Raw genomic sequence first — 22,615 nt, 5'->3', positions numbered from 1 at the left:
CTCCTTTATTTGCTTGCGGCACCGTACCAGACGCGAAAACCGTTCCAGGTCCAGTTTTTCACTGCAGGGCTAATCCCCGCGCTGTTATACATCTGGAACATGATGGCCATCGGGCCTTGCTGCATCTGCTCTTTCTGCAAGTCGGCATACAGGGCAATACGTTTGGCGTCATCCGGTTCCAGTAAAGCGGTCTCCACTTTTTGGTTCATCTGCGGATCGTAATAAGCCGCACGCCAGCTGGGATACTGAGTGGCACGCGCTTCTTTACTGTTGTCCGGGTTGTACACCAAACGTGAGGCGTTGCCGTAGGCATCGGGCACTGAGGTTTGCCACGCCATCATGGCACTCTGGAATTCACGACCACGCACACGGCTAAACAGCTGGGCGTTTGCCATGCGTTCCAGGTTGAGTTTCACGCCGATTTTCGCCGCGTTCTGCTGCACGCTCTGGGCGATGGGGGCTGAGTGGGGTAAGGTGCCGAACAACACCGCCGTGCTAAAACCGTTAGGGTAGCCCGCTTCGGTCAATAACTGTTTGGCTTTATCCAGGTCGAGATGGAAAGGTTGGCCCTGTTTAGCATCCAGCGCGCCGAAAGCTCCCTGCTGGACAAAGCTGGCACGGGGTACGCCGAGATAAGGCATCACGCTTTTTGCCAGTCCGTCGTAATCAATCAGATAACGCATGGCGAGGCGCACTTTGGCGTTTTTGAAAATCGGGTCTTCGTTGTTGAAGGTCCAGAAAAACAGCTGAGGTTTCAGGACTTTTTCGACTTTAACTTTGCCACCTTCATCCAGCGCTTTCAGATCGTCTGCCGAGAGATCGCGGGCGATATCAACATCACCCTGTGTGACCAGCAGCCGTTGGGTGCCGGTCTCAGCCACATGGCGGATCAAAATGCGTTTTAGCACCGGTGCGGTGCCCCAGTAGTTTGGCGTGGCCTGCAACACCACACCTTCACCGGCATTCCAGCGTACCAACTGATAGGGACCCACGCAGGCAGTGTGCGTGGAGAGATACTTATGGCCAAGATCCCCGTCTACCGCCTGTTTCTCGACTTCTTTACGGTTGATTAATGAGGAGACGTTATTGGCCGCAATCGCCTGCAGCACCAGATTGGTGGGATAGGCTTTGTCGAAGGTCATAACCAGTGTTTTGTCATCCGGTGCCGTGATACGGCTGTCGACATTATCTTTATCAAATCCGTACTCCTTGATCGCCGCCGCATTGCCGTAGCCGAGTTTCACCACACGCTGCATCGACCAGGCTAAATCGCCTGCGGTGGCCGCTGAGCCATCGGCAAACTTCAGGTTGTCCTGTAAATGGAAGGTGATGGTTTTACGATCCGCTGACACCTCCCAGCTTTTGGCCAATGCCGGATCGAGTTGCGTTTCATCACTCACCCGGAAATCGACCAGCGTGTCACAGGTATTGGAGTAAATTTCACTGGTGACCACTTCGCCAATCTGAGCCGGGTCCCAAGTGCTGATGGCATCAATATTCCATGCCATCACCAGCGAATCTGCCGGTGTGGCCGCCTGCGTGGAAGCGCAGGAAGCCGCTGCCAGCATCAGTGCGGCAGTCAATGTGGTAATTTTCATGCATCTCTCCTGAGGCGTTATAGGTTGTCCGGGCGCGGCTGGATCGGGGGTTTGACTTCGGCGGGAATGGGGCAGTGGTAAGGTTTTTCGCTTACTTGCTCGAAATGCGCTTTTTTCATCTGCGCCAGCAGCATTTTGTCGGTGAGTACATCCACGGCGGTGGCGGCCATCACTTTGGCAACATGCACTAAACCTTTATGGGCGGCCGGCATTTTTCCCTGAGCGGTAAGCTGCCAGGAGTGGCCAGGTGTGCCAATGGCCATGGTCGGAACGTGCGCCTGCACGGTGGGGATCACCCAACTGACATCGCCCACGTCGGTCGAACCGATCATCACTTCACCGTGGGTATCAAGCGGGATGATGTAATCACTGAGGGGTTTAGGCTGCGCTGGCTTAATGCCGGTTTTGCGATAGCAGTTATCAATCTCTTCTGCTGTCAGCGTGGCCTGAATTTCAGCGGCAAACGCCAGGTCAGCCGAATCGAAAGGCACTGGCCCCAGGGCTTCGAGATTGCGCTGCATCGCTTCTTCCAGTGGACGATTGCCCAACAGGTTTGAGACAGCGCTCATGATGCTGATATCCACTTCGGTATCGGTCATGATGGCAGCACCTTGCGCCACACGTTTTACGCGCTCATTGAGTTCAAACATGGCGTGCACATCGCGGGAGCGAATGGCATAACGCACGGTTGATTTGGCCTGAACCACATTTGGCGCCACACCGCCTGCATCAAGGAAGGCATAGTGAATGCGTGAATCTTGCGGCACGTGTTCACGCAGAAACTGCACCCCAACGTTCATCAATTCTGCGGCGTCCAGCGCGCTACGGCCCAGATGGGGGGAGGCCGCCGCGTGAGATGAACGGCCACGGAAGGCGAAATCCATACGCGTATTCGCCAGTGACAGCGGTTTGGCCACTTCATGATGTGCGCTTGGATGCCAGGTAATCGCCACATCGACACCGTCAAACGCGCCGGCGCGTGCCATAAATGATTTCGCCGCACCGCCTTCTTCTGCCGGGCAGCCGTAGTAACGCACGCGACCAGGTAAGCCTGACTCTTCAAGCCAGGATTTCAATGCGGTGGCGGCCAGCATGGCGGCTGAACCCAGCAAATTGTGTCCACACCCGTGACCATTGCCATTGCCTGGAAGCGGGGAGTAACTGGCGACACCCGCAGCCTGGCTTAGGCCCGGCAGCGCATCATATTCGCCGAGGAAAGCGATAATAGGACCACCATCTCCGGCCTCGCCCATCACGGCGGTGGGAATGTCTGCCACGTTTTCCGTCACGCGGAAACCTTGCTGTTGCAACATGGCGGTATGTTCAGCCACTGAGCGATATTCGGTATAACAAATTTCCGGCATACCCCAGACACGATCGCTTAAGTCGCAAAACACCGCTTGATGTTCTTCAACCCATTTCCAGACTAACGCTTTGTTTTCCATTGTGGCTCTCCGCTGATTCATCAGGATGAGCCACCACAATGGAGTACTTCAGCGTTTTAAAGCCAATGAGCAATTCACACCCCCCATTCCAAAACGGCATAGTTTCGGTTAAGCGGCGTTAACGGCCTCTCCGTTACAGGCGCGCAGCCAGATTTGTTCTGCCTGCGGGTTTTGCAAAATGGGCTGGCGATAGAGCCGGATCGCGAGTGAAATGTCCCAACTGCTGTCATCTGCTCGCACCAAACTGCCACTGGCCAACTCTTCATGAATCAAGCTCAACGGCAACCACGCCACGCCGCCACCGGCCAGGACCATGGCTTTAAGATTCACCGACATACCGTTTTCATATACCGGTTCAAGTGGCAGCGGGCGTTTGATCAACATTTGCGCCAGCGCGTGGGCGAAAAAGGTGTGTTGGCCATAACTCAGCCAGGGAATAGCACCGCCGTCAGCGCTCACCGGATAGAGAGGCTTACCACCGCTATCTGGACGACAGACGGCGATAGCGCGTTCACGCCCTAACTGCACCATGGGATAAGGGGCGAGTTGGTGGATCAGCGACACCGCATCATGCGCATAAGTGAGGAGAAAATCGGTTTCACCACTGTGCAAGGTGGCGATATGCTCTGCGAAGGTCGGCTTTTGGTTACATAACCGGATGTAACTCAGATTGGGTTGCAAATTGAGTCGTTGGATCCAGTCCGGGAAGAAGGTCAGCGAAAGGGTATTTAACATCGCGAAGCGCAGCACGGCAGTGCGCGAACTGTAGCGCTGATGCAAGTCATGCCGAAGATGTGTCATAGAAAATACCGTTTCGCTGGCGGTCGCGAGAAAGGTTTGTCCTTCCGGGGTGAGGGTAACGGGATAGGTGTTGCGATCAAATAGCGGCACCCCCAGCCACTCTTCTAACTGGCGAATACGACGGCTAAGCGCCGACTGGGTGATATGCCGTTCATCTGCGGCGCGAGTGAAACTATAACAACGGGCAACACTGAGAAAATCTTCGAACCATTTCAACTCCATAGCACTGACCTCTTTGGATGAATGGGAAAACAGCTTCAGCGGTAGACACCTTTTGTTACAGGCAAGAAATGCGCCAGGCTTTATTAATGGACGGATCGCGTTATTTCAAGGGATATACACGCAGGAACAGCATAGCGTGGAGCAATTGTTGCACCTGCCGGGTGCAGTGAGGTTTCCCCGCTAAGGGTAAAATGTTATTGATGAGTGCATTAATATGATTGAACCCAATAAGATGGAAATGACACATGACTTCCCATATCGAACCTGTTGAACTGGAAAAAGCGTATCGTCTGATTAACCACGGCCCGACGACGTTGGTTTCTTCACACCATGATGGCATTGACAACGTGATGTCTGCCTCCTGGGTGTGTGGCCTGGAATTCAAACCGGCGAAGCTGACCGTGGTTCTCGACAAATCCACCTTCACCCGCAAACTCATTGAGCAGAGCCATAAATTTGTGATTCACGTCCCGACCGCAGGTCAGGCAGAGATGGTGCATTATTTGGGTACGCATTCTCGCAGCGGTGAAACGGACAAACTGGCGGCGTCCGGAGTGCAACTCTTCCAGTTACCGGACAGTGAACTGCCTTTGGTCGCGGGATGTGCAGCCTGGTTATACTGCGAACTTATTCCTCTGCCGCAAAACCAGAACGATCACGACCTGTTTATTGGCGAGATAAAAGGCGCCTGGGCGGATAACCGCGTGTTTAAACAAGGGCGTTGGTTATTCGAAGATGCGCCTGATGAGATGCCCAGTTTGCACTATATCGCGGGCAAACGTTTCTATAAAACGGGTTCACTGCTGGATGTTGAGTAACCGTGAATCCCGCTGTTTATAACGTCACTTAGTCAAGATTGGCTTTACGCATCGGCATTTGATCAATGGTGGAAAATAACACCTCTGTATTCAGGGGTGTAGTTTCACGCATTTTCATGCCCCCATCTTTTCCCACCAAAACCACTTCAAATCCTTTTGGATCAAGTTGCCTGCGCAACTGGCCTTTGTCGCTGGGTGACGTGTCAGTTAATACAATGATATCGCGCTCGGCCAGTGCCGTTTTGTTCTTCTCCAGCATCGCCATTTGCTCAACGTAGGCGGCATCGTGGTTAGACGGTGCGAAAATCACCAACGGGCGATTGTGCCAACGATACGGGTTGAGATCTGCGGTGTCGGGCGATAAAGACTGGAATAGGGGGCTGCCAGCCGCATGAGCCAGGCTACAGCTCAATATAAAGAAAATGACAAACTTCAAACCGGGTATTTTCGACAGAATTGACATGATGATTTCCCCAACGGGGTGAATGAATATTAAGAGTAGCGGAAGCAACGGCATGAAAGGCTTATTTCACATTTCTTTACCCGCGCTCAGCTATATCGATTAATGAATTTTTCTCATAGCGCCTTCCTCAAATAAGCAATTTATCCTCCAACCGTAGCAACCTACACTGGAAATCATGCATTCCCGAAGCGTCGAACCGAGGAAAAGATGAAGAATATCAATAGCGCGTTAATCATATGTGCAGCCATGGCCAGTTCAGTGAGTTTTGCCGAAATGACTTCTGAACCGGAACGGAAGAAAATTGAAATTCAACTGCAAAAACAGCGTCATGCACTGACCGAACAGCAAAAAGACATTGCATTGATTGCTGCAAACGCGGCCGTCGGTGAGATGCAGGGGTTACGAACAGCGTTAGAGCGTGGTCTGGATGCAGGGTTAACGCTGAGTGACTGCAAAGAAGTATTGGTCCAGCTTTATGCCTATGCCGGTTTCCCACGCAGCCTTAATGCATTGACTGAGTTGATGAAGTTGGCTGAGACACGTCAGCAGCAAGGTAAACAGGATGCGGTGGGTAATGATCCAAACCCAATGCCATCAGCAGAAGCGATGCTGGCTGCGGGAACGCAGAATCAGACTGCATTAGTGGGCGCGCCGGTCAAAGGGCCGATATTTGAATTCGCGCCGGCAATCGACCAGTATCTTAAATCCCATCTGTTTGGCGATATCTTTGCTCGTGATAATTTGAGCTGGAAAAACCGCGAACTGGCAACGGTAGGTGCGCTTTCAGCGATGAGTGGTGTCGAATCTCAACTTAAATCGCATTTGAACGTGAGCATGAACGTCGGATTCAGCGCGGATCAGTTGGCGGAGTTGGTGCCATTCTTTGAGGATCAAGGGCAGAACAACACGGCAGAACGATTGGCATCAGCGCTGCTGGCGGTGCGTCAGGATTAAGGCGTATGCAAGCCGGTGAATTGGTGCGCATCAATGCGCACACGACAAAGTAGCACACACATTCTTGTAGGGTCGTCATTTATGGCGACCGACAGCGTTTAACTGACAAGCATGACGCAGTTAATGAGTGCATGGGCTTGAAACATCATGATTTAGCCTTAGATATCAATGCGCTATAAAAGTACGGGTAATGTATATTATGTTAAATAATGTATTTGTGAGATTACTAGATTGTATCTCCCTGCCCACTAAGCTGATGCCTAAGCCTTCAGTCGGCTATCAAACCTAAATGGGATAACTTCTGCACGTTGAGTAATCCCAAATAAATCCGGATGTTCTGGATTCAACAAGAAATTGTATTCCACCGGCGACAAGGCGCTCGGTACGCGTAACGCAATCGAACTCTGACTAAAACACCAGGCATCACCGTATGCGGCTAACTCTGGTGGTGCATCCTCGTCAGCCCAATGACGGGGTAACTCTGCCATATCGGCGTCCTGTACTTGTTCATCAGGCACTTCTATACGCAGCAGCGTGAAATATTCCATGAGATGCGCCGCATGTAGATGCACCAAAGTCTCCAGCATGGTGAGCGATGCGGTTTCGGAGGCATAAACCATCGAGACCCCCACACTGTTCCATCGCCCTCCAGCCTCTTTTGCGCCGTAACCCGACCACGCCGTTGTCAAAAACCTTGTCTTGGTTAGCCGATAGAGAATCAAGAATAAACCCCATGCTCCAGGCGAGTGATCAGTTTCATGACCTCATAAGCTCCGGTTTCAGAAGCCATCAGCTCTGCTGGAACTTTCCAACTTAACGCTCTGTTTGGCTCATTCAGCCATTTTTGCGCTTCTTCTTTATTACCTTCGAACAACTCGACGGTTCGATCGATAACGCGAATGATGCGCACCAGTCGTTCGCTTTGATCGGCACTGAATCGCGCTTTCAGGCTTCGACTAAAGGTGGTTGACGGAATGCCCGACATTTTGCGCAGGTCATTTTGCGTTATCTGCGCCCAATCAACGATTAGACCGGCAACTTTGCCATCAAGACCTTCGTTGATCTGCCCAAGCAACGCGACGCCATCGGAATTGTTAAGCCCAGCGACCTGCCATAAGCGAGGCGGTTTAGCCTGACTCGTTGATATGCTGAATGTTTTCATAGGAAACCTCCATTTGGATATTGAATTATAACCATATGGTTATAAGCGTGCAAATTTCAACCACTCAGGGAAGCCACCCAGGAAAAAATTTGTGTGATTACCCCTGCATTTTCATCAATCGCCACTGGTGAACAAAGGGTAACGCGGCGCAAAATGGAATATATAACCGTAGTTGAATATATATTCACACATAATCATTCTTACGTTTAAGTCCTTACCTATCTGAGGAGTACATCTAATGAGTGGCTACACCTACCCTAAATTCGGTGCTGGATTATGGCATTTCGCCAACTATATCGATCGCTACGCGGTGGATGGCTATGGACCGGCACTCAGCACCCTCGATCAGATTAAACTTGCCGGTAGTGTCGAAGACTTATCTTACGTTGATGTGCCCTATCCTTTCACCGAAGGCGTGACGGTGGAACAGGTTAAGCAGGCGCTGGCAGATGCCGGATTGAAAGCGATTGGTGTTACACCCGAGATTTACCTGCGCAAATTCTCTCGTGGCGCATTTACCAATCCAGACCCAGCGCTACGCCAGCAAGCATTTGAATTGATGCATGACGCGGCCAAAGTGGTGCGTGAGTTGGGGGCAAACTACGTCAAAGTTTGGCCGGGTCAGGATGGTTGGGACTACCCATTCCAGGTCGATCACAAAAATCTATGGAAAATGGCTGTCGATGGCATGCGTGAACTGGCCAGCGCCAATCCTGATGTTAAGTTTGCTATCGAATACAAGCCGCGCGAACCGCGTGTAAAAATGACGTGGGATTCCGCAGCACGTACCTTATTAGGGATTGAAGATATTGGCCTTGATAACGTCGGTGTACTGCTGGATTTCGGCCATGCCCTGTTTGCCGGCGAATCTCCGGCCGATTCCGCGCAGCTGATTATCGATCGTGGACGCCTGTTTGGCATGGACGTCAACGATAACCTGCGCGGTTGGGATGATGATTTAGTGGTCGGCACCGTTCATATGACTGAGATTTTTGAGTTCTTCTATGTGCTCAAAATCAATAACTGGGACGGCGTCTGGCAACTGGATCAGTTCCCCTTCCGTGAAGACCATGTAGAAGCGGCCAATCTTTCCATACGTTTTCTTAAACACATTTATCGCGCATTAGATAAGCTCGACATCACGGCACTGCAAGAAGCTCAGCGTGAACAGAATCCATTGAAAGCACAGAAGATTATTCAAAATGCCCTCTTAACCAGCATTGAAGTTTAAGGTTACAATGCCCGGCAATAGCGTTGCCGGGCGACAATCAGAGCCTCAACTTCCTGTGTGATATGCCCCCCTTATTCTGTTTAACTTTGACAACAGCTCAGCTGTTACATGGGTCGAAGATTAATGACCAGCATTGTATGTTGTAACTTAATCAACCTGGCGCTTCTTATGCAAGATATGACAAGGGGTAACTTTTGCAAATTTCGCACCCGGTAGCATTTTACTGTGCACCTGAGTGCAAAACACGCTGTTTTTGTGATCCGGGTGAAGGAATCCATGTTTGCCACGTTGACTATTATTCCACCGCAACCGAGAGTGATGATTAAGCATCCCGCTGCAAAACCCCAAAATAAGCGACATTAGAAGGCTTTTGATCTTATTTTGCACCCGGATGCAAAACACATCTGTCACTCCCCTACAGAGATATAAAGATGAAAATAATCAAAGTATTAATGGTGATCTTCGGTCTGCTCAGCATGTTCGGTGTGCAAGCGAAAACCTATATGGTCGGCGTGGCGCTGGCTAACTTAGACCTCAACTTTGTTTCTATTCTTCGTAGCCAGATGGAAAAGCAGTTGAAAGAAAAAGGCCTCAACAGCCAGTTCGCCGATGCCAAGGGCGACGTTTCACTGCAAATTCAGCAGATCGATGATTTTATCAACCAGGGTGCGGACGCCATCATCGTTAACCCCGTTGATACCCAAGGCGTGATGCCGGTGATTGCTGCTGCGCAGAAAGCCAATATCCCGCTAATTTTTGTTAACCGAAAACCAGAGGTGAAACTCAGCGGCAAAATGGCCTATGTCGGGTCTGACTCTGCGTTAAGCGGCAAGATGGAAATTGAAGCGCTGGCAAAACGTATGAATAACCAAGGTAACATTGCGATTTTAATGGGGGCGTTATCCACTGAAGAAGCTCGTCAGCGCACCAAAGCGGTTGAAGATTACGTCAAGGATCATCCTGGATTAAAGGTGATCCAGAAACAGACCGCCAACTGGCAGCGCAATGAGGCCGTCGATAAAACCCTCTCCTGGTTGCAGGATGGCAATGATATTAATGCAATAGTGGCCAACAATGATGAAATGGCGATTGGTGCGATTATGGCTCTGGATCAATTGAAGAAAAACAATGTGCTGGTGGCAGGCATTGATGGCACGCCAGACGGTTTGCAATTTATTAAAAACGGCAAAATGGCGGTGACCATTTTCCAGGACGCCAAAGGCCAGGCCACCGGCGCGGTAGATGTCGCGAACGATATGCTCACAGGTAAAAAGACCGAAGCCTATAACTGGGTGCCTTACCAGACGGTGACGCAGGAAAACTATCAGGAATTCACGACTAAGAATCAAAAGTAATGCCAGGCGCTTTGCGGTCGCCATAAATGGCAACCCTACGATGATCGTACGCGGTTTTCGTAGGGTACCATTAATGAACCGTTTTTAGATAAGTGAGCGGCATGAGTCCTCAGGTGCCGCAGAATTTTACACCTGCTGATGGCGCCACTCTTGGGTGCGACCACCGTAACCGTAAGCCGCCGCGCGCGCATCAATCAAATGCACATAGCAGGCTTCATGCAAATCACTGCGTAGTGAACTTAAAGCCTGAAAAACGTCCCGCACGTATCTCGCCTTCTCAGCTTTGGTGTTAGTTTCATCGGTGATACTGATATCAAGATGAAAGGCACTGCCGCCTGTATCAGCCAGAGATTTCCCGGCAATAAACCATTGGTCGCAAGGAATGAACTGAACGGTGGTGGTCATCACTGCGCGTTCTTTACCAAGCACTTCGGCCGTCAGGTCGTGAATCACCTGTACTGATCGACGCATTAGATCGCTGTCACGTTCACCGGATAACTGCAAAACAATGTGTGGCATGATATTTCTCCTGAATGAGGTTCCAAATCACTATCACTTATTGCAATCCATCGGTAAAACGGGATTATAGAATGACATCCAACCATTAATCCGATGGATAGAAATGAACAGCTTTGATTTGGAGCACCTCCGTAGTTTTGTCACGGCCGTAGACGCCGGCAGCCTGACGGCAGCCGCACCGTTGCGTTTTCTGTCGCAATCCGCACTCAGTGAGCAGCTGCGTAAATTAGAGCAGCATGCGAATCAGACCTTACTGTTGCGCAGCAAAAGCGGCGTGACACCCACTGCAGCAGGCGTGAAGCTCTTGCATCATGCACGACATTTACTGGCCTTATCAGATGCCGCATGGCGGGATTTGCAAGGGGTGTCACTCAGCGGCGAGATCCGCCTGGGCATCACCGATTATTGCCGGCCCGCAGATATGATCGTTTTACTGGCGCGGTTTGCCCGCGACTACCCGCACTTGAAACTGCGAACAATGATGGGAAAAAGCGGTGATATTGAACATGCGTGGCAACAGGGCGAACTCGATCTCGCGATTGTGATGCGCATCCCGGGTATCCACCCACCAGGCTCCAGCACACGTGAAATCTTGCTGATGGATGAACCTATGCTGTGGGTCAGTGCTTCAGCACCCGCGCAGCACGAACCCCTCCCGCTGGCACTGCTTCCTGAAGGATGTAGCCTGCATCGTCTCGCCTGCCAGACCCTAAAACAGCATCAGTTACCCTATGTGATCCGACACATCGCCTCAGGGGTACGTGGTTTACAAACCGCCGTGATAGCGGGGCTGGGCATTGCTTGCCTTAATCGCTCCGCCGTCCCTGCCGAATTCCTCAACAAAAACCACACGCAAAGATTGCCACCGCTTCCCTCAGCAGAATTCGTGCTGTTGAAAGGCCCAGACGACAATAGCGAAACGTCACAAGTTTGCGCGGCGTTTAGCGAAATCTTACAAGCTACCCTGTCAGGTGCGATGCCTTAAAAGCAACGCTCAGTACGAATTTTGTTGCTTCCATTGCAGCGCTAACCCGCTATGTTGAGCTTAAAAAATGGAGGTCAACATGCGTAAACCGTCTTCACCTTGGTGGTGGGATCTCTCCACTCGGGAATTCAGTGAACTTGATATGGCCAATATGGTGGCCGTGCTACCGATTGGCGCCGTGGAACAACATGGACCGCACTTACCGGTGCGGGTTGATGCGGCCATCAACGCAGGGATTATTCAGCGCGCCGTCGCGATAATGCCAGATGACCTACCGCTGTTGGTGTTACCTGCGCTACCGATTGGCAAATCTGACGAACACCTGGAATATCCCGGTACGCTCTCTCTGCCCTATGAGGTACTGGGCAAAGTGTGGTTCGAGGTGGCAAAAAGTGCCTGGCGCGCGGGGATTCGTAAACTGATTTTCTGGAATTCGCACGGCGGCCAGCCGCAGTTAATGGAAATTGTTTGCCGTCAGTTGCGCATCGAACTTGGCATGTTTGCCGTCAGCGCCAGCTGGTTCCGTACCATCGATGCCTCTGACTTGTATAGCGCCCATGAGCGGCAACACGGGATTCATGGCGGCGAATCAGAAACCAGTATGATGCTGCATCTCCACCCTGAGTTAGTGCAGATGGCTTACGCGGATGACTTCGTGTCAACTTCGGTGGCGCTGGAAAAATCCGGCGGCATTCTCACCCCTGAAGGGGGAATTGGTTTTGGCTGGATGGCGCAGGATCTGCACCTGTCTGGCACCACGGGCAACGCCGCAGCGGCGGATGCGGAACGCGGCGAGATCGCCACAGATCGTGCAGCTAACGCATTGATCAAGCTGGTGCGCGAAGTGGCGGCATTTGATCTCGATTTTCTCAAGCAGAAGCAATAATCGTTGCCGCCATCTACGATGGCGACATCATCCCTTTCAACGTCTCCGCAAACACGCTGCCAATGGCGCTGGTGCCACGATCGTGACCGATCAACATCAGCGTCTGGCTATGCTGTGCCAGTTCACGCACCGGGATATACACCAAACGGCCACTACGCTGATCGGATTCGATATCAATCGGCGTCAGAAACGTCAGGGTTTGATCCATCATCGCAGACTGACGCATCACTTCGATCGAGTTGGTTTCAATCACGGTATGCAGATTGATTGATGCCCGCGCGAACACCTCATTGAGGTAAGGCCGAATCACCATCGATTTATCCGCAATGGCCACCGGATAAGGCAGGCAATCACTGAGCCGTAAACTGGCTTTCTCCGCCAACGGATGCCCTACTCCTACGACCGCACCAAGACGCACGGGCATGCTGGCGAGTTTGCGATGCACCGGCTGCAATTCGAAATCAAATCCAATACCGAGATCTGCTTCACCGCTTGCCACCGCATTAGTGATGTTCTCGCCGGTGGTCAACTGCTGCAGTTGCAGTTTCACACGCGGGTTCGCCCGACGAAATTCCGCGGCGGCCAGCGGAATCAAATTCGCCGCCAGCCCGCTCATCATCGCCACCGTCACTTCACCACGGCGTAAGCCTTTTAACTCTTCGATCTTCATCTGCGCAATTTCAATCTCTTTGAAACTCTGGCGCACATGATGGATCAAGGCTTCGCCTGCCGCGGTCAACACCATTTTACGCGGCAAGCGCTGAAACAGCGGTGTCCCGAGTTCCTCTTCCAGCGCAATCAATTGGCGATTAATCGCCGAAGCCGAAATATGCAGACGTTCAGCGGCCTTGCGGATCGAACCGCTGCGCGCCACTTGGTCGAGATAAATAAACAATCGGTGCTGAAGCATGCTTTCCCCTGCGTTGCCTTTAAGGCATCGGTAAGTGCGAAAAATGATGCTTTTAAGATAATGCTCTTCCGGTGATTAATACATCAAAACCACACCAGGAGAACACATGATGGCAGACGTATCCCGCAGACATTTCGCGAAATTAGTGGCTGGCGCGCTGTTGTTACCGACACTGGCCCCGCTGTTGTCGCGCAAAGCCATGGCCGCTAATAACAACATCAAAATTGCCTTACTGCTGCCCGGTTCAGTGGCCGACGGCGGCTGGAGTTCACTGGCGTTTGCCGGATTGCAGAGCCTGAAAAAGGCCGGTTTTAGCGTGGCCTACAGTGAAAGCGTGCCTCAGGCGCAGATGGAACAGGTGATTCGCGGTTATGCCGACGATGGCTACACCCTGATCATCGGCCACAGCTTCGAATATGGCTCCGCGTTTGCCGAAATCGCGCCGGACTACCCGGAAACTTATTTCTTCGCCTCGACCTTTAAACCGGGAGAGAAATCCCCTGCCAACGTTGAGTATGTCAATCTTGCCTATCTGCAAGGCGCCTATGCTGCAGGTGCGCTGGCCGCATTGATTTCTGATAAAGGCAAGGCCGTTGGTTTTGTCGGTGGCGGCGATAACCCTACTCAGCAAGCGATGATGCGCGCCTTCATTCAGGCCGCCGAAAAGACCCGTCCAGGCATCAAAGGCATGGGCGTGGTGACGGGTGATTACGACAACGCGGCCAAGGGCCGTGAAGCCGCCACCACCATGATTGGTAACGGTGCAGATGTGATTTGGCACGCCGCCGATGTCACTGGTCTGGGTGCCATGCAGGGTGCAGCAGCCGGTAAAGTCAAAGCCATCGGTTGTTATGTTGATCAACGCGACGTGGCACCGGATTACGTCGCCTGCAGCTTCCGCCAGAATCTCGACTGGATGGTGGAACAGGTCGGCGAGTCTGTCGCCAATAAAAGCTTCAAAGGCGGCGACGAGTGGCATCCCACCGTCGGCAAAGCCTGGTCCGTGGTGAGCGGCAGTGAGCAATACAACAGCAAACTGGTCAGTGCCTCCGCATGGGCCGCGTTCCAGACCATCTGGCAGCAGTTGGATAGCGGCACACTGAAACCTTCGGTTTAACCAGCGAGTATTTGCCATGACAGCAACAGCACCGGTGCGGGTCGCGCTCAACAACATCACCAAACGCTTTGCGCGCGTGATAGCGAATGACGGGGTTTCTCTCAGCATTAAAGCGGGTGAAATTCATGCGCTCTTAGGCGAAAACGGCGCGGGTAAAAGCACCCTGATGCAAATTCTTTATGGTTTGTATCAGGCGGATGAAGGCGAGGTGGTGGTGGATGGCAAAATCCAGCGCTTCCGCGATCCCAGCGATGCCATTCGTTGCGGTATTGGCATGGTGCACCAGGAATTTATGCTGGTGCAACCGATGACGGTGGTCGAAAACGTGGTGCTGGGGCTGAAAGAAAATCGTAGCGGCAGGCTCAATCTGCATGCTGCCGCGCAACGGTTACAGGCGCTATCAGATAAACACGGTTTGGCGATTGACCCCTGGGCCAAAGTTCAGCATTTGCCGATTGGCGTACAGCAGCGCGTGGAGATCCTCAAACTGCTGTATCGCGATGCTCAGGTTCTTATTCTCGATGAGCCTACCGCGGTACTGACCCCACAGGAAAAAGCCGGGCTTTTCGCCACGTTAAAATCGCTGTGTGCGGAAGGCCGATCGGTGGTCATCGTCACCCACAAACTGTATGAAATCATGGCCATCGCCCACCATGTTTCGGTGATGCGGGCAGGAAAGATGGTGGATTCCGTCGATATTAAAGACACATCCGAGCGTGATTTGGCCAGACGGATGGTGGGCCGTGATGTGGTGCTGCGTGTGGACAAGGCACCCTGCCAGCCGGGTAAAACGGTTCTGCAGGTTGATAATATTGCGGTGCGTGACGCTAGCGGCCAGCAAAAAATCTGGCGCGTATCGCTGCAGGTGGCCGCAGGAGAGATTCTCGGTATTGCAGGCGTAGAAGGCAACGGTCAGTCGGAACTGGCTGAAGCGCTGCTCAATCTGCGCAAGCTGGAAGCCGGACGCATCCTACTCAATGGCGAAGATATCAGTGATGACACCCCTGCCATCCGGCGTAATAAAGGCATTGGCTTTATTCCGGCTGACCGGCGCGGAGTGGGATCGGTGACAGATTTGTCGATCACCGATAACGCCCTGTTAGGACGTCAGCACAGCTTCACCCGCGCATGCGGCTGGCTGCTCGATCGTCAACGCATAAACCAACATGCACGTGACATCATTGCCCGCTTTGCCGTTCGTACCCCAGACGCCGCCTTCGAAGCCGGCAAGCTTTCTGGCGGTAATCTGCAAAAGTTAATCCTTGGGCGTGAAGTCGCCAGCGATCCTTGCTTACTGGTAGTGGAGCAACCTACGCGCGGGCTGGATGTCGGTGCGATTGAGAGTGTATGGCAAGGGTTAATTGCGGCACGCGACCGCGGCTGCGCCATTCTGATGATTTCGGCTGAACTGGAAGAGATCATCAATCTTTCGGACCGCGTCGCCGTGATGTATGCCGGTCAAATTGCTGGTGAACTTCCCGTTGCTGACGCCACGCCGGAACGGCTGGGTGAGCTGATGGCCGGTGCGCATCTGCGCACGCAAGGAGGCGAACATGAAGAAGCTGCTTGAGCGCCGTCTTGCGCCTGCGGAATCCACGGGTGCGTTGCTGTTGACCAGCAGTTGCGGTATTGCCGCCGCCTTTGTGATTGCCGGTTTATTGTTTATCCCCTTTGGCGGCAATCCCATTTCGGCCTATGGATTCCTGTTTAATGAAGCCTTTGGCTCACTGCGCAGCTTGGGACTGAGTGTGGTACAGGCCACACCACTCATGCTGATTGCGCTGGCGACCATCGTGGTGTGGCGCGCTGGACTCGGTTACATCGGTTTTGAAGGCTGCTTTCTGATGGGTGCGGCGGCGGCAAGCTGGATCGCCCTCTCTGGGACGCCACAAGGTTTTCCCTGGGCGATTCCGGCACTGCTCTACTGGCCGATGGTGCTGCTGGCGGCGTTTTTCGCCGGTGCCATCTGGGCCGGATGGGTCGGCGCACTGCGGGTGAAATTTGGCGGTAACGATGTGCTGATTTCACTGATGGCCAACTATGTCGCGCTGTTTATCGTGCAATATCTGGTCTCTGGCCCAATGCGCGCGCCAGGTGATTTGCCACAAACCCCACGTTTACCTGCTGATACCTGGCTGCCTTTTGTCATGAGCGGTATGCGTGCGCACTGGGGGATTGCCATTGCCCTGGTCGCCACGATCTTCGTTTTTTGGCTGTTACGTGCCACCCCGGCGGGTTTCGAGATTAAAGTCGCCGGCCTCAATCCACGCGCTGCGCGCTACAGCGGGGTTGATATCAATCGCCGTCAAATGGGTGCGGTGCTACTGGGCGGTGGCCTGGCGGCGTTAGCAGGATTATGCGCCGTGCTCGGCGTGCAGCATCGTTTAATGGATGGCATCTCCGGCGGCGTTGGCTTTATCGGTGTGGTGGTCGCGCTGCTGGCACGGCTCAACCCGCTGTTGGTCGTCCCTACCGCGATCCTGTACGGCGGATTGGAGGTCGGCGGCAGTGCCATGCAACGCCAGACCGGCCTGCCCACATCGGTGGTGCTGATTTTGCAAAGTCTGGTGGTGCTATTGATTCTGGCGGGCGATCTGTTGCGCTATTACCGCATTAATCTGCCGGGTCTGCGCAAATCCCGCAATCAACTGGCGGAGGAACAATCATGAATTTGCTGGCCAATCTCGATACTGCCTTCTTTATTAGCTGGCTGGCAGCGGCCGTGCGCCTTGCCGGACCGGTTTTGCTAGCGGCGCTGGGTGAGATCTATGCGGAACGTTCCGGGGTGTTGAACATCGGCATTGAAGGCACCATTCTGCTGGGCGCCCTGTCGAGTTACATGATGGCGGTTGAGAGTGGTTCGACGGCGTTGGGGTTTATCGCCGGAGGTGTCGGTGGGCTGCTGGTGGGCTGTGTGCTGGCCGCCCTCTACCTGCGCGCCCACGCCAGCCAGGTGGTGGTCGGTATCGTGTTCAATATCCTTGCCGCCGGTTTAGCCACCTGGATTTATGCCCTGGTGATGGGCAACGGCGCATCGCCAACCATCCCCATGCTGGAGCCGTGGCATGTTCCGCTGCTCTCGGCGATCCCTTTCATTGGCCCAATCCTGTTTCAGCAGCCGCTGCCGCTTTATCTCACGCTGTTACTGGCGGTGCTGGCGCATTTCTGTCTGTTTCATACGCGCTTTGGCCTTTCGTTGCGGGCTGTTGGGGAAAATCCGCGCGCAGCACATGCGGCAGGCCTCAATGTCCTGAAAATCCGCACCTGGGGCGTGATGTTCTCCTGCGTGGGGGCAGGTTTAGCTGGCAGCTATCTGGTCACCGCGCAGATTGGCCTGTTTCGCGACAACATTGTCAGCGGTCAGGGTTTTATTGCTCTGGCGATTGTGATTTTCGGTCGCTGGAGTCCGCTGAAAGCGCTGATCGCCGCATTTATCTTTGGCGCAGCCGATGCGTTACAGCTCTCATTGCAGTTATTTGAAAACAGCTTACCGCCGCAGGTGCTTCTCGCCCTGCCTTACCTGCTCACCATTTTGGCCATGTCTGGCGTGGTGGGAAGAACGTTGCAACCCGGCGCATTAACGCAGCCTTATCGCAAGGAATAACAGATGAAAACGTTTCGCTTTAATAATCTCAAGGACGTTCAGGCATTCCGCATCAGCCCGGACAGCAGCAACTATTTCGCCATCTTGTTTGATGAACCGCTGGATGGCATTAAAAACATCTTCGTGGTGGAAATTTTTAATGTCGGCGGCGCAACGCCACCCAATGAACATGCCACTGCCCATGAATTTTTCTATGTGCTGCACGGTGAAGGCATCGCCCGCTGCAATGACGATGAGCTGGCTATTAAGAAAGGCGATTCGTTGCTGCTGCATCCTGGCAACGATCACGCCATTCGCAACACCGGCAGCAGCAAGCTCTATACCCTGACCGTGATGACCCCCAATGAAGGTTTCTCCGAACTGATTCGCAGCGGTGACCCTGTCACGCTGGATGAAGAAGACCTGCGCATACTCACGGGAGCCTGATATGGCGGAAAACGTTATAGGCAGCAGCCGTGCTAACCAGTGGCGAGTGTCACCCGCGATTGTTGATACCCGCCGACCGATGCAGCAGGCACGTGCGATGCAGCTCAGCACGCGCGATCGCTCAGTGATTTTTGATTTACAGCAGACGGCGATCATCGTGGTGGATATGCAGAACGATTTTTGCCATCCCGATGGCTGGCTTGGTCACATCGGCGTAGATGTGACCCCTGCGCGTGCGCCCATTGCCCCGCTGCAAGCCCTGTTGCCCGCATTGCGCCATGCCGATGTCCCGGTTATCTGGCTGAACTGGGGTAATCGACCGGATAAACTGAATCTCAGTCCGGCGCTACTGCATGTGTATAACCCGCACGGTAATGGCGTCGGCCTTGGCGATCCCTTGCCTGTGTCTGGCGCACCCGTGCTGCAAGTGGGTAGTTGGGCAGCAGATGTGGTTGAGGAACTGACACCCGCAGCGTCAGATATTCGCGTTAACAAATACCGCATGTCCGGATTCCACGACAGCGAACTCGACAGCATTTTGCGCAATCTGGGCATCACCACACTGTTGTTTGCCGGTGTGAACCTTGACCAGTGCGTGCTGTGTACCTTGCAGGACGCAAATTTTCGCGGCTACGACTGTTTGTTGCTGGAAGATTGCAGCGCCACCACCTCGCCGGATTATTGCCGCGACGCCACGCTGTATAACGTGCAACAGTGCTTTGGTTTTGTGGTGAATGCCGCACAACTCCAGCAGCAGTTGGAGAGCGCGCCATGAGTTACTTATTGGCCGACGGCTGGATCATTACCATGAACCCGCAACGTGAGATCCTCGAACAAGCGAGTCTGGTGATTGAGGGCCACACCATAAGCGCGATGGGCACTCGCGAGAGCCTGAGCCAGCGCTTTCCCGAAGTTGAAGTGATTGATTGTCGTGAACGTATCATCATGCCTGGCATGGTTAACACTCACACGCACCTGTTCCAGACGCTGTTGAAAGGTCTGGGTGACGATATGGTGTTGAAGAAGTGGTTTACCTGTATGACCGGCCCGAGTGCTGTGGCACTCACCGAAGAAGATGTGTACGCCGCCGCCCTGCACGGCTGTATGGAGTCATTGCGTTCGGGTGTCACCTCCTTGGTGGATTTTATGTACGCGCATCCACGACCGGGGCTGACGGCAAAAGTGATTGAAGCTTTCGAGGTCAGCGGCATCCGTGGTCACGTGTGCCGAGGATTTCTCACCAGCGGCGCTGAACACGGTATTCCAGAAGCCCTGATCGAAACGCCGGAAGCGGCATTAGCGGATGCGCGTCAGGTGATTCAACGTTTTCACAAAGTAGATGGTCGCGTCAGAGTAGGATTGGCTCCCAGCATGATTTGGGCGCTGGATGAAGAAGTCTTGCGCGGGACACGCGCGTTAGCCGATGAAACTGGTGTGTTGATCACCACCCATGTGGCAGAAACCGACTTCGAAATTGAACAGGCAAAGTTGCGATTCCAAAGCACTGACACCGAGTTTCTGAGTGATATTGGTTTCCTCGGCCCGGACGTGCTGGCGGTGCACTGCGTGCAGTGCAGCTCGCGGGATATCCGCGCCCTGAAGCATCACGATACGCGCGTGTCGCACAATCCCTGTAGCAATCTCTACCTGGCCTCCGGTGTACCGCCGATACCGGAAATGCTGGCGGCGGGGCTGACGGTGGGCCTGGGATCTGATGGCCCGGCCAGCAGCAACAACCATAATTTGTTCCAGGCGATGAAAATGGCGGCGCTGCTGCAAAAAGGGTTCCATCGCGATCCCACCATCATGACAGCGGAAAAAGTACTGGAAATGGCCACCATCGACGGTGCACGTGCCATCGGTCTGGATCACCTTGTCGGATCACTGGAGGTCGGCAAGCGTGCTGATGTGGTGATCGTTGATACTTCCCACCCCGCCATGACGCCCATTCATCATCCGGTCTCTTCGCTGGTCTACTCCGCGCTGGGCCATGAAGTCAGCGACGTGTTTGTTGATGGTGCTTATCTGTTACGCAACGGTGCGTTCACCCAACTCAATCAAGCCGAGGTGATGGCACGTTCACAACGTGCAGCGCATTCACTGGCTGTGCGCACGGGCAACGACAAAGCGCGCGGTTGGCGTTCGATGGCGTTCTGAATTCAGGGGCATACATCTGCGTGCCCCTTTTTCATATGAGCGTATTAGTTATAAAACGCCGGACGCGGTGGCATGGTAATTGGTACGATTTCACCGTTGTTCTGCGCAGCAACGCAGGCATCCGCGGCGACGGCAGCGGCAAAGCCATCCCAGGCGGACGGACCCGTCATGTGGCCGGACAGCACATTATTGATGAAATCCTGCAATTCGACATCGTAAGCGTCAATAAAGCGTTTTTTCCAGTCAGTCAGGATGCCGGTTGAAAGTTTGGCGGCACGGCGCGTTTGTACAGACATCGGCTCTGGCAGGCTGGCAATTCCGCTTTCTCCCACCACCTGGCACTGAATATCGTAACCGTATTCACAGTTGACGAAAATTTCCACGTCGATGCGTACACCTTTGGCGGTTTCCAGCAGCACGATCTGAGGATCTTTCAAATGCGATGACGCTTTACGGGTTTTGCGCGGATAAATCACCTGGGCACTGACGTAATCATCCTTTAACAACCAGCGCAGCACATCCAACTCATGGATCAGCGTATCGGTAATCGCCATATCGGTGGTGTAACTCTCACCCACTTCCGGGTTACGGTGTGCACAGTGCAGCATCAGCGGTTCGCCAATCTCACCGCTATCAATCACATTTTTCAACGCGCGGTAGCCGCTGTCGTAGGGACGCATAAAGCCTACCTGCACCAACTTTTTACCGGCAGCGATTTCTGCTTCTACAATGTTTTTACAACCCTGAGCCGTGACGGCTAGCGGCTTTTCACAGAATACCGCTTTACCCGCTTTAATGGCAGCCAGCACAAACTCTTCGTGAGTCGGCCCCCAAGAGGTCACCAAAATAGCCTGCACATCCACGGCATTAATCAGGTCATGCGCGTTGTCGTAGATCTCAGCCTCCAGATTCAGATCCTTGATCACCTGCTCACAGTTGCCACGGTTGATGTCATTGAGGGCAACAACACGAGAGTTCTGCAGTACCTGGCTGCAACGGCGAATATGTTCACGTCCGATAGCGCCAGTGCCGATTACACCAATATTGAGTGTCATGGTTCTTTCCTTAATCTGTGTGCAGGTGAAATTAGTGGTTGAGATATTCAATGCTGCTGCGGATTTCACGCGCGATATCCGCTTCGCTCCATTCATCCATCACCGACGAAAACGGCTCAAAGGCGTAAATGCCGGTGTAGCCCATCTCTTCAAGACGTTGAACTTGCTGTTTTGACTTCAACAGATCATCAGCGCTCAGCATGATGCGTTCTTCATCCGTCAAGGTATGAACAGGACGAGCGTCCGTGACACCCGACAGATGCACCAAACCGATGTTCCTGACATCAACACCACCGGCGAAGTCCTGCTCTGCCCCTTCGTACAAATGATGATGGAAAGTATCGAGGACAATTTTGAACGGGACACCGGCCTGTTTAATCAACTGCTGGGCCAGTGCGGCAGAACGCAGTGAGCTTTGCGGGAAACCCAGCGGTTCCACCAGCCCTTCAATGCCATATTCGGCAAATAACGGTGCCAGCGTTTGCAATGCCGCTATCGTTTGCTGATGAGAAATAACGGTGCCGTCATTAAGCGGGCAAAGCACCAGTGCCTTCGCTCCCGTTTCCCGCGCGTCTTTTAATAAGCCACGCGTTTTTTCCAGCACCTCTTCATTTAATTGATTAAACGGGTATACAGCATTGATGGTTTCAACTTCAAGGCCATATTGTTGAGTCAGAGAATGGACAACACCTCTTCCTAAACCATCCGTCACACTGCCACTTTTCATATCATTGCGAATTTCCACCTTATTTATCCCAAGGTCATTCACCAATGTGAAAAATTCTTCAACAGTTAAATTCGGCGCAATCTTGCGGTTCACGCAAAAGCGGTCGTGACTTATTTTATAGGTCATGATATTTCCTGAAATAATAAACATTAGGTTTGGTGAAATGTTCTGTTTTGCTGT

The 22,615-nt window shown here is 53.1% G+C and carries 23 protein-coding genes; 13 read left to right on the top strand and 10 right to left on the bottom strand.

Annotation, left to right across the window (positions count from 1 at the left end):
• Nucleotides 1-5: 5 nt before the first annotated feature.
• The 3 genes from ACPUC8_RS07100 to ACPUC8_RS07090 all read right to left on the bottom strand — a co-directional run bounded on the left by ACPUC8_RS07100 (nucleotide 6) and on the right by ACPUC8_RS07090 (nucleotide 4,066).
• Nucleotides 6-1,598, bottom strand: a complete 1,593-nt coding sequence (locus tag ACPUC8_RS07100) for an ABC transporter substrate-binding protein (RefSeq protein ID WP_052206284.1) — start codon at nucleotides 1,596-1,598, stop codon at nucleotides 6-8.
• Nucleotides 1,599-1,615: 17 nt separating this feature from the next.
• Nucleotides 1,616-3,043 (bottom strand): M20 family metallopeptidase, encoded by a 1,428-nt coding sequence (locus ACPUC8_RS07095; protein WP_058971060.1) that lies wholly within the window; start codon nucleotides 3,041-3,043, stop codon nucleotides 1,616-1,618.
• 108 nt (nucleotides 3,044-3,151) lie between these two features.
• Nucleotides 3,152-4,066 (bottom strand): LysR family transcriptional regulator, encoded by a 915-nt coding sequence (locus ACPUC8_RS07090; protein ID WP_039336952.1) that lies wholly within the window; start codon nucleotides 4,064-4,066, stop codon nucleotides 3,152-3,154.
• A gap of 245 nt (nucleotides 4,067-4,311) precedes the next feature.
• On the opposite strand from ACPUC8_RS07090, the gene ACPUC8_RS07085 reads away from it, so the two are divergent.
• Nucleotides 4,312-4,884, top strand: a complete 573-nt coding sequence (locus ACPUC8_RS07085) for a flavin reductase family protein (RefSeq protein ID WP_494925896.1) — start codon at nucleotides 4,312-4,314, stop codon at nucleotides 4,882-4,884.
• Nucleotides 4,885-4,912: 28 nt separating this feature from the next.
• Here the strand turns inward: ACPUC8_RS07085 and ACPUC8_RS07080 are convergent, their stop codons facing one another.
• Entirely contained in the window at nucleotides 4,913-5,347 is a 435-nt protein-coding gene (locus ACPUC8_RS07080) for a DUF4174 domain-containing protein (RefSeq protein WP_058974080.1), read from the bottom strand.
• A 207-nt stretch (nucleotides 5,348-5,554) separates the two neighbouring features.
• Between ACPUC8_RS07080 and ACPUC8_RS07075 the strand changes: the two genes are divergently transcribed.
• Entirely contained in the window at nucleotides 5,555-6,301 is a 747-nt protein-coding gene (locus ACPUC8_RS07075; RefSeq protein WP_072034450.1) for a carboxymuconolactone decarboxylase family protein, read from the top strand.
• Nucleotides 6,302-6,561: 260 nt separating this feature from the next.
• Here the strand turns inward: ACPUC8_RS07075 and ACPUC8_RS07070 are convergent, their stop codons facing one another.
• Nucleotides 6,562-7,023, bottom strand: a complete 462-nt coding sequence (locus ACPUC8_RS07070; protein WP_039336947.1) for an RES family NAD+ phosphorylase — start codon at nucleotides 7,021-7,023, stop codon at nucleotides 6,562-6,564.
• Nucleotides 7,020-7,463: an Xre family toxin-antitoxin system antitoxin gene (locus ACPUC8_RS07065; protein WP_039336944.1), complete on the bottom strand. Its 444-nt coding sequence runs from the start codon at nucleotides 7,461-7,463 to the stop codon at nucleotides 7,020-7,022. The genes ACPUC8_RS07070 and ACPUC8_RS07065 overlap by 4 nt, the downstream gene beginning before the upstream one ends.
• 238 nt (nucleotides 7,464-7,701) lie before the next feature.
• Between ACPUC8_RS07065 and ACPUC8_RS07060 the strand changes: the two genes are divergently transcribed.
• Together ACPUC8_RS07060 and ACPUC8_RS07055 are read left to right on the top strand one after the other, a co-directional pair.
• Nucleotides 7,702-8,694 (top strand): sugar phosphate isomerase/epimerase family protein, encoded by a 993-nt coding sequence (locus ACPUC8_RS07060; RefSeq protein ID WP_039336942.1) that lies wholly within the window; start codon nucleotides 7,702-7,704, stop codon nucleotides 8,692-8,694.
• A 431-nt stretch (nucleotides 8,695-9,125) separates the two neighbouring features.
• The gene (locus ACPUC8_RS07055) at nucleotides 9,126-10,049 is read left to right on the top strand and encodes a substrate-binding domain-containing protein (RefSeq protein WP_039336940.1); all 924 of its coding nucleotides are present in this window, start codon (nucleotides 9,126-9,128) and stop codon (nucleotides 10,047-10,049) included.
• Nucleotides 10,050-10,175: 126 nt separating this feature from the next.
• Here ACPUC8_RS07055 and ACPUC8_RS07050 read toward each other — a convergent pair whose 3' ends face one another.
• On the bottom strand, nucleotides 10,176-10,568 hold the full coding sequence (locus ACPUC8_RS07050) for a tautomerase family protein (protein ID WP_494925895.1): 393 nt from the start codon (nucleotides 10,566-10,568) through the stop codon (nucleotides 10,176-10,178).
• Nucleotides 10,569-10,671: 103 nt separating this feature from the next.
• Between ACPUC8_RS07050 and ACPUC8_RS07045 the strand changes: the two genes are divergently transcribed.
• Together ACPUC8_RS07045 and ACPUC8_RS07040 are read left to right on the top strand one after the other, a co-directional pair.
• Entirely contained in the window at nucleotides 10,672-11,553 is an 882-nt protein-coding gene (locus tag ACPUC8_RS07045) for a LysR family transcriptional regulator (RefSeq protein WP_494925894.1), read from the top strand.
• 79 nt (nucleotides 11,554-11,632) lie between these two features.
• Nucleotides 11,633-12,439 (top strand): creatininase family protein, encoded by an 807-nt coding sequence (locus ACPUC8_RS07040; RefSeq protein WP_039336937.1) that lies wholly within the window; start codon nucleotides 11,633-11,635, stop codon nucleotides 12,437-12,439.
• Between the two features lie 13 nt (nucleotides 12,440-12,452).
• Here ACPUC8_RS07040 and ACPUC8_RS07035 read toward each other — a convergent pair whose 3' ends face one another.
• Complete coding sequence (locus ACPUC8_RS07035; RefSeq protein ID WP_494925893.1) at nucleotides 12,453-13,349, bottom strand: LysR family transcriptional regulator; 897 nt, start codon at nucleotides 13,347-13,349, stop codon at nucleotides 12,453-12,455.
• A gap of 106 nt (nucleotides 13,350-13,455) precedes the next feature.
• Between ACPUC8_RS07035 and ACPUC8_RS07030 the strand changes: the two genes are divergently transcribed.
• From ACPUC8_RS07030 to ACPUC8_RS07000, 7 genes are read left to right on the top strand one after another with little or no spacing between them, the layout of a single operon-like run.
• Nucleotides 13,456-14,466: a BMP family protein gene (locus ACPUC8_RS07030; RefSeq protein WP_494925892.1), complete on the top strand. Its 1,011-nt coding sequence runs from the start codon at nucleotides 13,456-13,458 to the stop codon at nucleotides 14,464-14,466.
• A gap of 16 nt (nucleotides 14,467-14,482) precedes the next feature.
• Nucleotides 14,483-16,036: an ABC transporter ATP-binding protein gene (locus tag ACPUC8_RS07025; protein ID WP_494925891.1), complete on the top strand. Its 1,554-nt coding sequence runs from the start codon at nucleotides 14,483-14,485 to the stop codon at nucleotides 16,034-16,036.
• Nucleotides 16,020-17,135, top strand: coding sequence for an ABC transporter permease (locus ACPUC8_RS07020; RefSeq protein ID WP_494925890.1), 1,116 nt, complete (start codon nucleotides 16,020-16,022; stop codon nucleotides 17,133-17,135). The genes ACPUC8_RS07025 and ACPUC8_RS07020 overlap by 17 nt, the downstream gene beginning before the upstream one ends.
• Nucleotides 17,132-18,070: an ABC transporter permease gene (locus ACPUC8_RS07015; RefSeq protein WP_494925889.1), complete on the top strand. Its 939-nt coding sequence runs from the start codon at nucleotides 17,132-17,134 to the stop codon at nucleotides 18,068-18,070. The genes ACPUC8_RS07020 and ACPUC8_RS07015 overlap by 4 nt, the downstream gene beginning before the upstream one ends.
• 3 nt (nucleotides 18,071-18,073) lie before the next feature.
• Nucleotides 18,074-18,496, top strand: a complete 423-nt coding sequence (locus tag ACPUC8_RS07010) for a cupin domain-containing protein (protein WP_039336927.1) — start codon at nucleotides 18,074-18,076, stop codon at nucleotides 18,494-18,496.
• A gap of 1 nt (nucleotide 18,497) precedes the next feature.
• Nucleotides 18,498-19,271, top strand: a complete 774-nt coding sequence (locus tag ACPUC8_RS07005; RefSeq protein WP_039336925.1) for a cysteine hydrolase family protein — start codon at nucleotides 18,498-18,500, stop codon at nucleotides 19,269-19,271.
• On the top strand, nucleotides 19,268-20,653 hold the full coding sequence (locus tag ACPUC8_RS07000; protein WP_039336923.1) for an amidohydrolase family protein: 1,386 nt from the start codon (nucleotides 19,268-19,270) through the stop codon (nucleotides 20,651-20,653). The genes ACPUC8_RS07005 and ACPUC8_RS07000 overlap by 4 nt, the downstream gene beginning before the upstream one ends.
• A gap of 44 nt (nucleotides 20,654-20,697) precedes the next feature.
• Here the strand turns inward: ACPUC8_RS07000 and iolG are convergent, their stop codons facing one another.
• Both iolG and ACPUC8_RS06990 read right to left on the bottom strand, forming a co-directional pair.
• Entirely contained in the window at nucleotides 20,698-21,708 is a 1,011-nt protein-coding gene (gene iolG / locus ACPUC8_RS06995; protein WP_039336921.1) for a bifunctional inositol 2-dehydrogenase/D-chiro-inositol 1-dehydrogenase, read from the bottom strand.
• 31 nt (nucleotides 21,709-21,739) lie between these two features.
• Nucleotides 21,740-22,561 carry a TIM barrel protein gene (locus ACPUC8_RS06990; RefSeq protein ID WP_494926006.1) on the bottom strand — a complete coding sequence of 274 codons (822 nt, stop codon included), beginning with the start codon at nucleotides 22,559-22,561 and terminating at the stop codon, nucleotides 21,740-21,742.
• Nucleotides 22,562-22,615: the final 54 nt, after the last annotated feature.

The sequence above is a fragment of the Pantoea sp. CFCC18177 genome (genome assembly GCF_059412425.1).
The sequence above is the reverse complement of the archived record's forward strand: the minus strand, read 5'-3'. Positions and strand labels throughout refer to the sequence as shown.

Bases quoted from the DNA above. Each gene is read 5' to 3' on its own strand.
- ACPUC8_RS07100 (WP_052206284.1), bottom strand. From the start codon at position 1,598: ATGAAAATTACCACATTGACTGCCGCACTGATGCTGGCAGCGGCTTCC.
- ACPUC8_RS07095 (WP_058971060.1), bottom strand. From the start codon at position 3,043: ATGGAAAACAAAGCGTTAGTCTGGAAATGGGTTGAAGAACATCAAGCG.
- ACPUC8_RS07090 (WP_039336952.1), bottom strand. From the start codon at position 4,066: ATGGAGTTGAAATGGTTCGAAGATTTTCTCAGTGTTGCCCGTTGTTAT.
- ACPUC8_RS07085 (WP_494925896.1), top strand. From the start codon at position 4,312: ATGACTTCCCATATCGAACCTGTTGAACTGGAAAAAGCGTATCGTCTG.
- ACPUC8_RS07080 (WP_058974080.1), bottom strand. From the start codon at position 5,347: ATGTCAATTCTGTCGAAAATACCCGGTTTGAAGTTTGTCATTTTCTTT.
- ACPUC8_RS07075 (WP_072034450.1), top strand. From the start codon at position 5,555: ATGAAGAATATCAATAGCGCGTTAATCATATGTGCAGCCATGGCCAGT.
- ACPUC8_RS07065 (WP_039336944.1), bottom strand. From the start codon at position 7,463: ATGAAAACATTCAGCATATCAACGAGTCAGGCTAAACCGCCTCGCTTA.
- ACPUC8_RS07060 (WP_039336942.1), top strand. From the start codon at position 7,702: ATGAGTGGCTACACCTACCCTAAATTCGGTGCTGGATTATGGCATTTC.
- ACPUC8_RS07055 (WP_039336940.1), top strand. From the start codon at position 9,126: ATGAAAATAATCAAAGTATTAATGGTGATCTTCGGTCTGCTCAGCATG.
- ACPUC8_RS07050 (WP_494925895.1), bottom strand. From the start codon at position 10,568: ATGCCACACATTGTTTTGCAGTTATCCGGTGAACGTGACAGCGATCTA.
- ACPUC8_RS07045 (WP_494925894.1), top strand. From the start codon at position 10,672: ATGAACAGCTTTGATTTGGAGCACCTCCGTAGTTTTGTCACGGCCGTA.
- ACPUC8_RS07040 (WP_039336937.1), top strand. From the start codon at position 11,633: ATGCGTAAACCGTCTTCACCTTGGTGGTGGGATCTCTCCACTCGGGAA.
- ACPUC8_RS07035 (WP_494925893.1), bottom strand. From the start codon at position 13,349: ATGCTTCAGCACCGATTGTTTATTTATCTCGACCAAGTGGCGCGCAGC.
- ACPUC8_RS07030 (WP_494925892.1), top strand. From the start codon at position 13,456: ATGATGGCAGACGTATCCCGCAGACATTTCGCGAAATTAGTGGCTGGC.
- ACPUC8_RS07025 (WP_494925891.1), top strand. From the start codon at position 14,483: ATGACAGCAACAGCACCGGTGCGGGTCGCGCTCAACAACATCACCAAA.
- ACPUC8_RS07020 (WP_494925890.1), top strand. From the start codon at position 16,020: ATGAAGAAGCTGCTTGAGCGCCGTCTTGCGCCTGCGGAATCCACGGGT.
- ACPUC8_RS07015 (WP_494925889.1), top strand. From the start codon at position 17,132: ATGAATTTGCTGGCCAATCTCGATACTGCCTTCTTTATTAGCTGGCTG.
- ACPUC8_RS07010 (WP_039336927.1), top strand. From the start codon at position 18,074: ATGAAAACGTTTCGCTTTAATAATCTCAAGGACGTTCAGGCATTCCGC.
- ACPUC8_RS07005 (WP_039336925.1), top strand. From the start codon at position 18,498: ATGGCGGAAAACGTTATAGGCAGCAGCCGTGCTAACCAGTGGCGAGTG.
- ACPUC8_RS07000 (WP_039336923.1), top strand. From the start codon at position 19,268: ATGAGTTACTTATTGGCCGACGGCTGGATCATTACCATGAACCCGCAA.
- iolG (WP_039336921.1), bottom strand. From the start codon at position 21,708: ATGACACTCAATATTGGTGTAATCGGCACTGGCGCTATCGGACGTGAA.
- ACPUC8_RS06990 (WP_494926006.1), bottom strand. From the start codon at position 22,561: ATGACCTATAAAATAAGTCACGACCGCTTTTGCGTGAACCGCAAGATT.